General features: G+C 70.8%; 10 protein-coding genes and 1 other RNA gene. 3 read left to right on the forward strand and 8 right to left on the reverse strand.

The genetic code is table 11. The features are described from left to right. Nucleotides 1–26 precede the first annotated feature (26 nt). The 4 genes from I8E28_RS17345 to I8E28_RS17360 form a co-directional block, all read right to left on the reverse strand. Nucleotides 27–1,931: an STAS domain-containing protein gene (locus I8E28_RS17345; protein WP_200789370.1), complete on the reverse strand. Its 1,905-nt coding sequence runs from the start codon at nucleotides 1,929–1,931 to the stop codon at nucleotides 27–29. A 43-nt stretch (nucleotides 1,932–1,974) separates the two neighbouring features. Next, nucleotides 1,975–3,009, reverse strand: a complete 1,035-nt coding sequence (dksA, locus tag I8E28_RS17350) for an RNA polymerase-binding protein DksA (protein WP_200789373.1) — start codon at nucleotides 3,007–3,009, stop codon at nucleotides 1,975–1,977. A gap of 183 nt (nucleotides 3,010–3,192) precedes the next feature. Beyond that, nucleotides 3,193–4,251 carry a CobW family GTP-binding protein gene (locus I8E28_RS17355; protein WP_200789375.1) on the reverse strand — a complete coding sequence of 353 codons (1,059 nt, stop codon included), beginning with the start codon at nucleotides 4,249–4,251 and terminating at the stop codon, nucleotides 3,193–3,195. Between the two features lie 71 nt (nucleotides 4,252–4,322). Then, the gene (locus I8E28_RS17360) at nucleotides 4,323–5,504 is read right to left on the reverse strand and encodes a class I SAM-dependent rRNA methyltransferase (RefSeq protein WP_200789377.1); all 1,182 of its coding nucleotides are present in this window, start codon (nucleotides 5,502–5,504) and stop codon (nucleotides 4,323–4,325) included. Nucleotides 5,505–5,558: 54 nt separating this feature from the next. On the opposite strand from I8E28_RS17360, the gene I8E28_RS17365 reads away from it, so the two are divergent. After that, complete coding sequence (locus I8E28_RS17365) at nucleotides 5,559–7,280, forward strand: 7TM diverse intracellular signaling domain-containing protein (protein WP_200789380.1); 1,722 nt, start codon at nucleotides 5,559–5,561, stop codon at nucleotides 7,278–7,280. A 9-nt stretch (nucleotides 7,281–7,289) separates the two neighbouring features. Here I8E28_RS17365 and I8E28_RS17370 read toward each other — a convergent pair whose 3' ends face one another. The 3 genes from I8E28_RS17370 to dapF are packed head-to-tail and all read right to left on the reverse strand — an operon-like array spanning nucleotide 7,290 to nucleotide 9,780. Further along, nucleotides 7,290–8,213, reverse strand: a complete 924-nt coding sequence (locus tag I8E28_RS17370) for a tyrosine recombinase XerC (protein WP_200789382.1) — start codon at nucleotides 8,211–8,213, stop codon at nucleotides 7,290–7,292. Nucleotides 8,214–8,215: 2 nt separating this feature from the next. Further along, nucleotides 8,216–8,914, reverse strand: a complete 699-nt coding sequence (locus I8E28_RS17375) for a DUF484 family protein (RefSeq protein WP_200789384.1) — start codon at nucleotides 8,912–8,914, stop codon at nucleotides 8,216–8,218. Beyond that, the gene (gene dapF / locus I8E28_RS17380) at nucleotides 8,911–9,780 is read right to left on the reverse strand and encodes a diaminopimelate epimerase (protein ID WP_200789386.1); all 870 of its coding nucleotides are present in this window, start codon (nucleotides 9,778–9,780) and stop codon (nucleotides 8,911–8,913) included. The genes I8E28_RS17375 and dapF overlap by 4 nt, the downstream gene beginning before the upstream one ends. Nucleotides 9,781–9,862: 82 nt before the next feature. On the opposite strand from dapF, the gene I8E28_RS17385 reads away from it, so the two are divergent. Together I8E28_RS17385 and I8E28_RS17390 are read left to right on the forward strand one after the other, a co-directional pair. Further along, nucleotides 9,863–10,414 carry a carboxymuconolactone decarboxylase family protein gene (locus I8E28_RS17385; RefSeq protein ID WP_200789388.1) on the forward strand — a complete coding sequence of 184 codons (552 nt, stop codon included), beginning with the start codon at nucleotides 9,863–9,865 and terminating at the stop codon, nucleotides 10,412–10,414. Between the two features lie 7 nt (nucleotides 10,415–10,421). Then, nucleotides 10,422–12,056 carry an MBL fold metallo-hydrolase gene (locus tag I8E28_RS17390; protein WP_200789389.1) on the forward strand — a complete coding sequence of 545 codons (1,635 nt, stop codon included), beginning with the start codon at nucleotides 10,422–10,424 and terminating at the stop codon, nucleotides 12,054–12,056. Between the two features lie 11 nt (nucleotides 12,057–12,067). Here I8E28_RS17390 and rnpB read toward each other — a convergent pair. Then, nucleotides 12,068–12,439, reverse strand: an RNA gene (rnpB, locus tag I8E28_RS17395) — RNase P RNA component class A. Between the last annotated feature and the right edge of the window lie 22 nt (nucleotides 12,440–12,461).

The following is a 12,461-nucleotide window of genomic DNA, read 5'->3' on the forward strand; positions in this document are numbered from 1 at the left end:
ACGATTGCAAGCGCCGCGGTGGCGGCTCAGTCGCGCCGGGCGACGACGCGGGCGTGCTCGCTGATGCCGATGACGTTGAAGAACGCGGCGACCAGGCGGTGCACGTCGGCGAACTGGACCTGGCGGCCCTCGGCCTGCCGCGCGCTCACCCAGTTGAGCAGCGTGCCGGCGGCGGTGAAGTCGATTCGGATCAGCCGCGCGCACGAGATGACCATGATGTCGGCGCCGGACAGCTTGCCGTCGAGCAGGTCGATGGTGTCCTTGGCATCGCCCAGGATCTGGCCGGCCAGTTCGACCGTGGCGACCTGCGCAACCTGCTGCGACGCGGCGGGCGCGAACTGCGAGTCGCCGTACGCCGTGGACGCGGGCATGTTGGACATCATCGAATCGCGGAACGCTTCGCCCACGATGGTGTGGCCGCCGGCATAGCTGCCGTCGGCCTGCAGCGGCTTGAACTCGCAGCGCGAGCTTTCCCAGGACGGCGGCGACACCTCGTAGGTGACGCAGTAGTCGAGCGCGACGAGCTCGAATTCGTCGGGGCGGTGCATGACGCGCAGCACCTCCATGCGCAGCTTCCACCACGCGGGATTCACCGCCTTGTCACCCGACGGGGTCGCCGAGCGCAGCACGCGCTCGAGGTTCTCCGAGCCGATGAAGCGCAATTGCACCTGCTGCGCCGCCCACTGGGTGAACAGGCGCGCGAGGCCGTCGAGCGCCGCTTCGTCGATGGCATTGAGCTTGACCCACGACAGGCGCCAGGGCTGCTGTGCCTTGGCCAGCGAGGCGTTGAGCGTGGCGAGCGTCTGCGTGCCGAACGTGCCGGGGCAGGTCCAGTCGGCGATCTGGCCCGGCGCATTGGCGCGCGCGGGCTGCTGCGCGGCGCCCATGCGGCCGACGGCTTCGGGCAGCGAGATCCACTGCGGCGCCGAGCGGCCGAAGCGGCCGGCGAAATCGATGGCCGCGGTTTCGAAGCGGTCCTGCTGGCCGGTGGCGCGATAGAGGTCGAACAGGGTGAGCCAGGTCTCGTCGTGGTCGATGCGCGCGGCACCGGGCGCCAGCACTTCCTTCAATCCGGCCTCGGCGCCTTCGTCGTCGCCGTTGGCGAAGCGGATTGCCGCTTCCTCCAGCTCCGGGTCGTGCGCGAATTCGTCGACCTCGAGCGCGAACACCTTGGAATGCGAGAAACCGCTGCTGGCGCCTTCGGGCGCGGCGAACGAGCCCCCTAACGAGGGCCGCATCGGCGACGGCGCCGTGGTGGCGTGCGGCTGCTGCGGCTCGAGGATCGGCGGCAGCGGCGCGTGCGCGGAGGGCAGCGCTTCCAGCGGCGCTTCGGCGGTGAAGTCCAGCCCCATGTCGTCGTCGCGCGCCGGGATCGGCGTCGGCTCCGGCGGGCGCATGCCGCCCAGCGGCATCGCTTCGGTGCGCGCGTAGCTCACGCCGCTCGCCGCGGCTTGCGGCGGGGTCGCGGGTGCGCCTTGCGGTGCCGCCTGCGCCGGCGAAGGCGGCGCGGCCACGTCGGGCGCATGCGCGGAGACGGGGAAGTTGGTGCTGCTGCCGTTGCTGGCGGAACCGTTCTTGTTCTTCCACCACTGCATCGACATCTGCGCCTCGATCTCGTCGATCTTCTTCAGCGTCGTGGCGCGGTCGTCGGGCCGCGAGGGCAGCGACGACTGGAAGAAGGACGGGCGCGCGGCGGGGTCCTGTCCCGCCATCACCTCGCTGCGCCGCATCTTGCGCAGCATGTCGAACTCGCGCTTGCGCACGAAGTCGTTTCGGCGCTTGCGCTCGATCATCTCCTTGAGCATCTGCTTGGAGTAGGTCGAGTCGCGGTCGCTGTCCTGCTCGTCGGCGGTCCAGCCCGTGCCCGGGCTGCGGACGAACTTCACGACCTTCGAGAAGAGGCCGCCGCCGCCGGTGTCGTCCTTGGGCATGTCGCTCGGAAAGGTGCTGCTGCCGGAGCCTGCTTGCGCGGGCTCAGTCCCCGAACATCTTCTGCTTCAACTCGCGGCGCTGCTGCGCCTCCAGCGACAGGGTCGCCGTCGGCCGTGCGAGCAGCCGGCCGACGCCGATCGGCTCGCCGGTCTCGTCGCAGTAGCCGTAGTCACCCGCGTCGATGCGCGCGATGGACTGCTCGATCTTCTTCAGGAGCTTGCGTTCGCGGTCGCGCGTGCGCAGTTCGAGCGCGTGCTCCTCCTCGATCGTGGCGCGGTCGGCCGGGTCCGGCACGATGACGGTGTCCTCACGCAGGTGCTCGGTGGTCTCGCCGGCGTTGTTCAGGATGTCCTGCTTCAGCTGCACGAGCTTGCTGCGGAAGAAGGCCATCTGCTTGTCGTTCATGTACTCCGAATCGGGCATCGCCAGGACCTCCTCGTCGGAGAGTTCCTCCGCCGACTTGGTTTTCCAGTTGTTGGCGAGCTTCGGGTCCTTCTTGACGTTGACCAGGGGGGGCGGGGTGAGCACGGAACGCATTGGATTTTGGGTGTAGCTGGCCTTGGCCGACCCCGGCGCCACGGGCTGCCCGAGGGTGGGCGGCACGAGGGGCCCGGAGCGGGCGGACTGGCGGCCGCCCGCTGGTGCGCGGGCGGGCGCCGCGGGGACAGCGGCAGGAGTTGGTTTGGCACTCGCCTTGGCGGGCGCCGCCGGGGGGGCGGCGGGCGGCTTGGCGGGAGTGGTCGGGGCTTTCTTGGCGGGCGGCGGCGCGGCGACGGCCTTCTTGGCCGGTGCCTTCGCGGGTGCCGCCTTCTTCGCCGGCGCCTTCACGGGCGCCTTGGCGACGGGCTTGGTCGGTTTCTTCGCCGCCGTGGGTTTGGCGGCCGGTTTCTTCGCGGGCACCGGCTTCTTGGCCGGTGCTTTCTTGGCAACGGCTTTCTTGGCCGTCGCGGTTGTCTTGGCCACCGGCTTGGGAGCCGGCTTCTTCACCGTCTTGGACGCTGCCTTGCCCGCCGGGCGGGATTTGGCTTTCGGGGCTGCCTTGGCTGCTTTGGCCGCCGGCTTCGGTTGGGGCTTCACGTCCTGTCTCCTCGCAGCGCCCGCTCGGGGCTTGGTGCTCCCGGCAAGCGTCGTTTCTCTGGGGTGGCCTTCATCGGAAAGGGTTATACCCTGATTGTCGGGCAGCCCAGCAAGGGGACGACCCTTTTGGGCGGCCCGCCGCACGCGGCCGGGGCGCGCGCGCCACGGTCGCCGGCCGGAAGGTCAGGACAGGCACTGCTCCAGCCCCTGCAGGAAGATGTCCCGCGGCAGGTCGATACCGATGAACACCATCTTGCTGGTGCGCGGCTCGCCCTCGGCCCAGGCCGGCCCTAGGTCGCTGCCCATCAGCTGGTGCACGCCCTGGAAGATCACCTTGCGCTCCGTGCCCTTCATGTTCAGCACGCCCTTGTAGCGCAGCATGCGCGGGCCGTAGATGTTCACGATCGCGCCCAGGAAGTCCTCCAGCCTGGCGGCGTCGAACGCGCGGTCCGACTTGAAGACGAAGCTCTTGACGTCGTCGTCGACGTGATGGTGGTGGCCGTGGCCTTCGTGCCCGTGCGACGGGTGGTCGCAGTGCTCGCCATGCTCGTGGCCATGGTCGTGGTCGTGGTCGTGCCCCTCCTCCTCCTTCAGGAAGTCGGGGTCGATGTCGAGCTTGGCGTTCAGGTTGAAGCCGCGCAGGTCCAGCACCTCCGACAGCGCCACCTCGCCGAAATGCACCGCCTTCTGCGGCGCGCGCGGGTTCATGTGCTTCAGGCGGTGCTGCAGGGCGTCGAATTCGCCCGGCGAGACCAGGTCGGTCTTGCTGATGAAGATCTGGTCGGCGAAGCCCACCTGGCGGCGCGCCTCCTGGCGGTCGTTCAGCTGCTGCGCCGCGTGCTTGGCGTCGACCAGCGTGATGATCGAGTCCAGCAGGTAGGTCTCGGCGATCTCGTCGTCCATGAAGAAGGTCTGCGCCACCGGGCCGGGGTCCGCCAGGCCGGTGGTCTCGATGACCACGCGTTCGAAGTCCAGCAGTCCCTTGCGCTTCTTGGCCGCCAGCAGCTGCAGCGTCGAGCGCAGGTCCTCGCGGATCGTGCAGCAGACGCAGCCGTTGCTCATCTGGACGATCTGCTCCTGGGTCTCGGTGACCAGGATGTCGCTGTCGATGTTCTCCTCGCCGAACTCGTTCTCGATGATGGCGATCTTGTGGCCGTGCGCTTCCCCGAGCACGCGCTTGAGCAGCGTGGTCTTCCCCGACCCGAGGAAGCCGGTGAGGATGGTGGCGGGAATGAGGGGCATGGCTGGCAGGGGGTCGGTTCGGGGAGGGCGGGAGTGTAGCGGTGTCGGCGCCGCCGCGGCGGCGCGTTCGCTCATCGGCGCAGGATGGCCAGCCCCTTGAGGTATTCGCCCTCGGGAAAGACCAGCGTCATGGGATGGTCCGGCGCGCCGGCCAGCCGGGCCGTGACGTAGCCATCCACGCCGGCGTCGATGGCGGCGGACGCGACGATCTTGTGGAACAGGTCGGCGCTGATGCCACCCGAGCACGAGTAGGTGAACAGCGTGCCGCCGGGCGGCAGCAGCTTGAGCGCCAGCCGGTTGATGTCCTTGTACGCGCGCGCCGCGCGTTCGGCGTGCGCCACCGTCGGCGCCAGCTTGGGCGGGTCCAGCACGATGGCGTCGAACTGGCGGCCCTCCTCGATGAACCGCCGCAGGGACGCGTTGACGTCCGCATCCAGGAAAGTGCAGTCCGAGGCATCGAAGCCGTTGAGGGCGACGTTCGCCCGCGCACCCTCGAGGGACGGGCCCGACGAGTCGATCGACGTCACCTCCCGCGCGCCGCCCGCCAGCGCGGCGACGGTGAAGCCGCCGGTGTAGCTGTAGCAGTTGAGGACGCGCTGCAGCCCGAGCCGGCGCACCTCGCGCGCGAACAGCCCGCGGCTGTCGCGCTGGTCCAGGTAGAAGCCGGTCTTGTGGCCGTCGGCGATGTCCACGTGCAGGCGCCAGCCGTGCTCTCGCAGGTCCAGCTGCGTCGGGCCCTCGCCGCGCAGCCAGCCGGTCTCCTGCGGCAGGCCTTCCAGCGAGCGTGAATTCGTGTCCGAGCGCTCGTAGAGGCGTCGCAGCCCGGTGGCGCGCAGCAGCGCATCGGCGAGCACCGCCTTCCAGCGCTGCACGCCCGCGGACAGGAACTGCGCGACCAGCGTGTCGCCGTAACGGTCCACGATCAACCCGGGCAGGCCGTCGGACTCGCCGTGCACCAGCCGCAGCGAGTCACTGTCGATGGCGAAGCGTGATCGCGCCTGCACCGCTTTGGTGACGAGCCCCTCGAAGAACGCCGGCTCGATCCGCTCGCCGGCCTCGAAGCTCCAGCAGCGCGCGCGGATGCGCGACGCCGGGCTGAACGCGGCCCACGCGAGAAACTCGCCCTCGTGCGATTCGACGCGCACGGTCTCGCCGGGATCGCCGCCCCCCTTGGCGATGGCCGATTCAAAGATCCACGGGTGCCGGCGTTGCAGCGAACGCTCCTTGCCGGCTTTCAGGCGCACGGTTTTCATGGCCGCCATTGTCCAACCCGGCACAATGCAGGAAAGAAGCTGGAGGGGTTCGGGGTGAGCAGCAGGTGCGTCCGCTGGGGCAGGGCATGGCTGGCCATGCTGCTGCTGGCCTTCGCGGTCGCCGCACGGGCGGACGACCGCGTCGTCACGCTCGAACCCGAGACCGGGCAGGTCACGCTGGATGCCGAAGGCGACGCCTGGCTCGACACTTCCGGGGCCGGCACCATCGGCGACGTCGCGGCGGCGCAACTCCCCTGGGCACCCATGCACGCTGGCGCCGTTTACCGGCTGCAAAGCGGCCGGGCACTCTGGGTGCGCTTCACGGTCGACGTCCACGACGACAGCCAGCGCTGGTACCTGCAGGTTCCCTACCCCGCCCTCGACCGCATCACGCTGTACACCGCCGACGCGCAATCGCGCTGGACCGAGCGCACCGCCGGCGACCACGTGCCGGTGTCGTCCTGGCCGGTGCCGCACCGGCACGCGGTGCTGCCGCTGGTGCTCACGCCGGGCAAGCCGCAGCTGTTCTACGTGCGGGTGGAGAACCAGTTCAGCTTCAGCGCGCCGCTGACGTTCACGAGCGAGCGCGAGTTGCTGCGGCAGGAGCAGCGGTCCGCCCTCCTCCTGGGCATCTATTTCGGGCTGGTGGGCCTGTCGGTCGTGCTGGCCCTGTTCGGCCTGGCGACGGTGCACGACACCGCCTTCGGCTGGTATGCGCTGTCGGTCACGCTGATGGGATTGGCGCAGGCGTCGCTCAGCGGGGTCGCCGGCCTGCACCTGTGGCCGCAGTGGCCGTGGTGGAACAACCTCGCGGTGATGGCCCTGCCGGTGTGCGCCATCGGGTCGCTGCTCGCCTTCCTGGGCAGCATGGTGTCGCTGCGCGAGCGGTCCGCGCGGCTGGCGCAGGTGCAGGTCGCGCTGTCGGTCGCCTGCCTGGTCGCCGTCGCCCTCATCCTCACGGTCGACGCCCGGTGGCGCCTCGTGCTGATGGTGGCCACGGTCTCGATCGGGCTCGCGACCGGCGTGGCGCTCGTCGCCTGGGCCGCGCGGCGCGGCGATCGCCACGCGGGCTGGCTGCTCGCGGGCATGCTGCCCGTCGTCGTGTCGGGTGCCCTGCCGCTGTCGCGCGCCGCAGGCTTGATCCCCGCCAGCTTCTGGACCGCCAATGCCCTGCTGATCGGGATCGCGCTGGAACTGCCCATCCTGCTGGCCGTGCTCGCCGCCCGCGTGCACGACCGGCGCGAGAACATCCGCCGCCTGTCGGGGCTGGAGCGCATCGACCCGTCCACCGGCCTGGTGAACGCGCACGTGTTCGTCGAGCGCCTCGCCACCCTCATCACCCGCAGCGAGCGCCTGAAGCAGCAGGCGGTGGTGTTGCTGATCGACCTGGTGAACGTCGACCAGGTGCGCCGCGAATGGGACCGGCGCTCGGCGGAGGAACTGCCGCTGCGGCTGGCCGCGCGCCTGCTCGCGTCGGCGCGCGACATCGACACCGTCGCGCGCCTGTCGGACCACCGCTTCGGCCTGCTGGTCGAAGGACCCGTGCCGCCCGGTGAAGCCGCGGCGACGGGCGCGAAGATCGTCGCCGCGTGCCTGCGCCCGTTCGACGACAAGCCGGTGCAATGGGTGCCGCAGGTGCGCATCGCGCAGACCGTGGTGCCCGGCCTGGGCGACGCGCAGCTGGTGCTGGACAAGCTCGAGAGCACGCTGGCCGCCGCGCCGCCCGACAGCAAGCGGGCGGTGTTCAGCGTGGCGATGGAAGCGGCGCGCGCCTGACCCGGCGCATCACTTGCGCCGGTGCGCGCGCGGGTGCGCCGCGTCGTACGCCTTGGCCAGGTGCTGGAAGTCCAGCCGCGTGTAGACCTGCGTCGTGCCGATGTTCGCGTGCCCCAGCAACTCCTGCACCGCCCGCAGGTCGCCGCTGGACTGCAGCACGTGGCTGGCGAACGAGTGCCGCAGCATGTGCGGATGCACCGGCGTCGCCAGCCCCGCCTGCGCGCTGCGCCGCCGCAGCCGCAGCCAGATCGATTGCGCGCTGAGGCGGCGCCCGCCGCGGCCGACGAACAGCGCGGGCTCGGTGCCCGCCAGCGGACCGCGCACCGCCAGCCACTCCCGCAGCGCCTGCAGGGCCTGCTTGCCCACCGGCACCGTGCGACGCTTGCTGCCCTTGCCCAGCACATGCGCCTCGCCGGCATCGAGGTCGATCCAGCCACGGGCCGCGCTGCCCGCCTGCACGTCCAGGCCGACGACTTCGCCCACGCGCAGGCCGCAGCCATAGAGCAGTTCGACGATGGCGGCGTCGCGTGCTTCGAGCACGGGATCTGCATCCGGATCGACGTGGTCGGCCAGCCGCATCGCATCGTCGACGCCCAGCGCCTTCGGCAGCGGCCGCGGCGACTTCGGCGCCTTCACGTCCTGCACCGGGTTGCTGTCGACCTTGCCATGCAACCCCAGCCATTTGTAGAAGCCGCGCCAGCCCGAGAGGATCAACGCGATGCCGCGGCCGCTGCGTCCGGCACCGTGCATCTGCGCCACCCAGCGCCGCACATGCGCGGGCTGCACACGCACCAGTGGCACGCCGGCCGCACGTGCGTTCTCAGCCAGCTTGGCGAGGTCGAGCGCGTACAGCTCCACCGTCCGCGCGGCCAGCCGCTTGCCCACGCGCACGTGCTCGAGGTACTGCTCGACCAGCGCGGCGTCGGCGTCCATGTTCAGTCGTCGCGCAGGCGCGAGAGCGCGGCCGACGCCAGCTCGGCGATGCGCTCGAGGAAGTCCGTGCCCATGCCGGCGGCGAAGCGCTGCGGGTCCGGCGACGCGAGCACCAGCATGCCGAAGGCGCGCGACGCATCGTGGATCGCACCCACGCGCAGCGGCAGCAGCGCAACCGACATCGCGAGGTCCTTGTCTTCCAGCCAGTCCACGGCTTCGAAGCCGGAGTTCACGCCGCAGTAAGGCTGCGTGAGCGACGAGGCGAAGGTCCTGGCGTCCTCGCTGACGCCGGTGGCGAAGTCGGACTCGGCGTACTGCGGGGCGACCTTCCAGACCTTGATGGCGGCCTGCGGCACCATGAACTGCGTCATCAGCTCCGACACGATGGTGGCCGGCAGCGCATGCGTGTTGCGCACCAGCAGGAGGTTGCGCGCCCAGCGGTGCAGGCGGTCGGCGATGACGACGTTCTCGTTGCCGTGCCGCACCATGTCCATGATGCGGTGCTCCAGCGCCTTGATCTTCTCGCGCAGCATCTCGGCCTGCCGCTCCTGCAGGCTCACGGCGCGGTTGCCGTGCGGGCTGCTCAGCTGCACGCTGGCGAGCAGCTGCGCGTGGCGCTCGAAGAAGCCGGGCGTGTTGGCCAGGTAGTTGGCGATGTCGTCTTCGGTGATGGGCTGCATGCCCGGGGGGGTCGTCGTCATTGGGGTACCTCGATCTCGCCTTCGAACACGGTGGCGGCGGGGCCGGTCATGCGCACGGGCGCGTCGCCGCCGTCCCATGCGATCGTGAGCAGGCCGCCGCGCGTCTGGACGTCCACGCGCGGGTCGAACAGCCCGAGCCGGATGCCCGCGACCACCGCGGCGCACGCGCCGGTGCCGCAGGCCAGCGTCTCGCCCGCGCCGCGCTCCCAGACGCGCAGGCGCGCGTGGGACCGGTCGACCACCTGCAGGAAACCGGCGTTGACGCGCTTGGGAAACCGCGGATGCCGTTCGACGAGGGCGCCGACGGCCGCCACCGGCGCCGCATCGACGTCGGCGACCAGCTGCACCGCGTGCGGATTGCCCATGGACAGCACGGCGACGTCGGCATGCGGCGCGGCCGCATCGGTGCCGAGCGCCAGCCGCCAGGTGTGCCAGCCGCCCTGCGGGTGCGGCGACAGGCCGGCGTCGTCGAACGGCACCTGCGGCAGGTCGAAGACGGGCGGGCCCATGTCGACCGTCACGCGGCCGTCGTCGGCCTCGGTCAGTTCCAGCACCGTGTTCATGGTCCGCACGCGCACCGTTCGCTTGTCGGTCAGGCCGCGCTCGCGCACGTAGCGCACGAAGCAGCGCGCGCCGTTGCCGCATTGCTCCACCTCGCCGCCGTCGGCGTTGTGGATCACGTATTCGAAATCGATGCCCGGCGCCGGCGAGGGACGCACCGACAGCACCTGGTCGGCGCCGACGCCGAAGTGGCGGTCCGCCAGCCAGCGGTACTGCGCCGGCTGCAGGCCCAGGCGGCCGCGGGTCTCGTCGAGCACCACGAAGTCGTTGCCCGCGCCCTGCATCTTGGTGAAGCGGATCCGCATGCCGGCATTATCGGCGCCGCCCTTCCGGCGCCCCAGCGCCCGCGTATGCTGTGACGCGTCTCCACCACGCCGAAGCCTCCGCATGCGCATCCCCGACTGGACCCCCGACGCCAAGCCGCAACCCCAGGACCTCGTCGACGCCGTGCTGCGGCGTCGCGGCGGCGCGCTGCTGAACCTGGACCGCGCGCTGCTCTGGAGTGAACCGCTCGCACGCGGCTGGAACGTGTACCTGGGCGCGGTGCGCACCGGCCTGCCCACCAGCCGCAAGCTGCGCGAGCTCGGCATCTGCACCGTGGCCCTGCTCACCGGCGCCGAGTACGAGTACCACCACCACGCGCCGGACTTCCTCTCGGCCGGCGGCACGCGGGCCGAGCTGGACGCGCTGCAAGCCTTCTGCAAGTCGCCCGCGCAGGCACCGCGAGGCCTGGCCGGCGACGAGGCGCTGGTCGCGCGCTACGCGGCGCAGATGACGCAACAGGTGCGCGTCGACGAGGACCTGTTCGCGCAGATGAAGGCCCGCTTCGACACGACAGAGGTCGTCGAGCTGACGGCCACCATTGCCAGCTACAACATGGTCGCGCGCTTCCTGCTGGCGCTCGGCGTGACGCCGGACGGCGAGACCCGCATGCTGTAATCCCGCGATGGTCCGCCCCTCGCAACTGCTGCATCCGCAGCGCGACCCCCTCCCCACCCGTCCCGCCGCCACCGTCCTGCTGCTGCGCGACACGCCGCAAGGCCCCGAAGTGCTGATGACGCGCCGCTCGCCCACGGCGAGCTTTGCGCCCGGCGCGTACGTCTTTCCCGGCGGCGGCATCGATGCACTCGACGCGGACTCGCATGCGATCGCCTCGCGCCGGCCGACGCAGGACGACTTGCGGTTGACGCAAGCCATCGCGGCGATCCGCGAGAGCTTCGAGGAACTCGGCGTGCTGCTCGCCCGGCATGCCGACGGCCGCTACGCCGATGCCGCGGACATCGCGGCGCTGGATCGCCATGGGCCGTTCGCGGCGCAATGCAAGGCGCGCGGGCTGACGCTGGCGGCCGACCAGGTGTTCGTGCTCGCGCACTGGATCACCGACCGCGACTTGCCGCGCCGCTTCGACGTGCCCTTCCTCGTCGCGCGCATGCCGGAGGACCAGGAGCCCGTGGCCGACGAGGCCGAGCAGTTCGAGCCGCTGTGGATCCGCCCGGCGACCGCGCTGGAGCGCTACAAGGCGCGTGACTTCTTCATGATCTTCCCGACCATCCGCACGCTGGAGCGGCTGCAGAAGTTCGCCAGCGTCGATGCGGTGCTGCGGGCCTGCGCGACCGAGCAGCCGCTGTGGACCAGCTGCCCGCGCGCCGGCACGCTGGCCGGCAAGGAAGCGCGGTACATGGAGGATGACGCGCCGTTCGGCGAACTGGCGCTCACCTGCCCCGACGGCCAGATCGTGCATGCGCTCGACTGGCAGAGCGAGCAGCCCGTGCCGCTGCTGAAGAACGTGATGCGGCTGACCTGCGGCAATCCGTCGGTCATGACCGGGCCGGGCACCAACACCTACATCGTCGGCGAGCCAGCGACCGGCTACCTCGTGATCGACCCGGGGCCGGACGACTGCGCGCACCTGCAGCGCATCGTCGACGCCACCGGCGGCGACATCCGCCTGATCGCGTGCACGCATTCGCATCCGGACCACTCGCCCGGCGCGCGCCCGCTGCAGCAACTGTGCGCGACGCGGCCGCCGATCTGGGGCCTGTCCTCGGGTCCTGCCTCGCGCGCCGACAGCCGCTTCACGCCCGACCACGAATTGCCCGACGGCCACGTGCTGCGGCTGGAAGCCGGCGGCGGCGTGACGCACAGCCTGCAGGCGATCCACACGCCCGGCCATGCGTCGAACCACGCCTGCCTGGTGCTGCTGGAGGACGGCCTGCTGTTCTCGGGCGACCACGTCCTCAACGGCAGCACGACCATCGTCAGCCCGCCCGACGGCGAGATGACGGCGTACCTCGACTCGCTGGACCGCCTGTCCCGCGCCTGCGATGAGCACCGCATCGAGTTCATCCTGCCCGCGCACGGCCATGTGCTGGGGTTCGCGAAGCAGGCGATCGCGAAGCTCAAGGCGCACCGCCTGCAGCGCGAAGCCAAGGTGATCGCCGCAATGAAGAGCCGGCCCGGCGGCAGCACCAGGGACTGGGTGCCGCTGGCCTACGACGACGTGCCCCCGGCCATCTGGCCCATCGCGGAGCGCAGCCTGCAGGCACATGTCGATCGCATCCGCGCCCTGAACCTGGCGTGATGCGGGTGTAAGTGTGGAGCGCGCCGGTAGGCCGGATTCTGTGCAGTGGGATTGCTCCCACCGTGACCGCCATTCCTCTGGGCCGGGGGTCGCCCACCCGGCTCGGTGCCACCTACCCGCCGGCTCCGCGGGACCACGTCAATGCCGGCCTATTCGGTGTTGCTGCGCGTAGAGATTGCCCGTTTCACCCCGCCTCGCGCGTTGGGACTCGTGCCTCGGCTTGCGCCTCGGCGCGAATCCGCGCGCAACGCGGACTCGTCTCTGTTGCTCTGATCCTCACCTCGCGGTGGAGAGTCGTTAGCTCCTACGCTGCCCTGTGCAGTCCGGACCTTCCTCCAGTGCGGCCTTGCGACCCTTGCACCAGCGGCGGCCTGGCGTGCTCCACCCCGGTATGATCGCACGCCT

Source organism: Ramlibacter algicola, from assembly GCF_016641735.1.
GTDB lineage: Bacteria > Pseudomonadota > Gammaproteobacteria > Burkholderiales > Burkholderiaceae_C > Ramlibacter > Ramlibacter algicola.

Bases quoted from the DNA above. Each gene is read 5' to 3' on its own strand.
- I8E28_RS17345 (WP_200789370.1), bottom strand. From the start codon at position 1,931: ATGCCCAAGGACGACACCGGCGGCGGCGGCCTCTTCTCGAAGGTCGTG.
- I8E28_RS17355 (WP_200789375.1), bottom strand. From the start codon at position 4,251: ATGCCCCTCATTCCCGCCACCATCCTCACCGGCTTCCTCGGGTCGGGG.
- I8E28_RS17360 (WP_200789377.1), bottom strand. From the start codon at position 5,504: ATGAAAACCGTGCGCCTGAAAGCCGGCAAGGAGCGTTCGCTGCAACGC.
- I8E28_RS17370 (WP_200789382.1), bottom strand. From the start codon at position 8,213: ATGGACGCCGACGCCGCGCTGGTCGAGCAGTACCTCGAGCACGTGCGC.
- I8E28_RS17375 (WP_200789384.1), bottom strand. From the start codon at position 8,914: ATGACGACGACCCCCCCGGGCATGCAGCCCATCACCGAAGACGACATC.
- dapF (WP_200789386.1), bottom strand. From the start codon at position 9,780: ATGCGGATCCGCTTCACCAAGATGCAGGGCGCGGGCAACGACTTCGTG.
- I8E28_RS17385 (WP_200789388.1), top strand. From the start codon at position 9,863: ATGCGCATCCCCGACTGGACCCCCGACGCCAAGCCGCAACCCCAGGAC.
- I8E28_RS17390 (WP_200789389.1), top strand. From the start codon at position 10,422: ATGGTCCGCCCCTCGCAACTGCTGCATCCGCAGCGCGACCCCCTCCCC.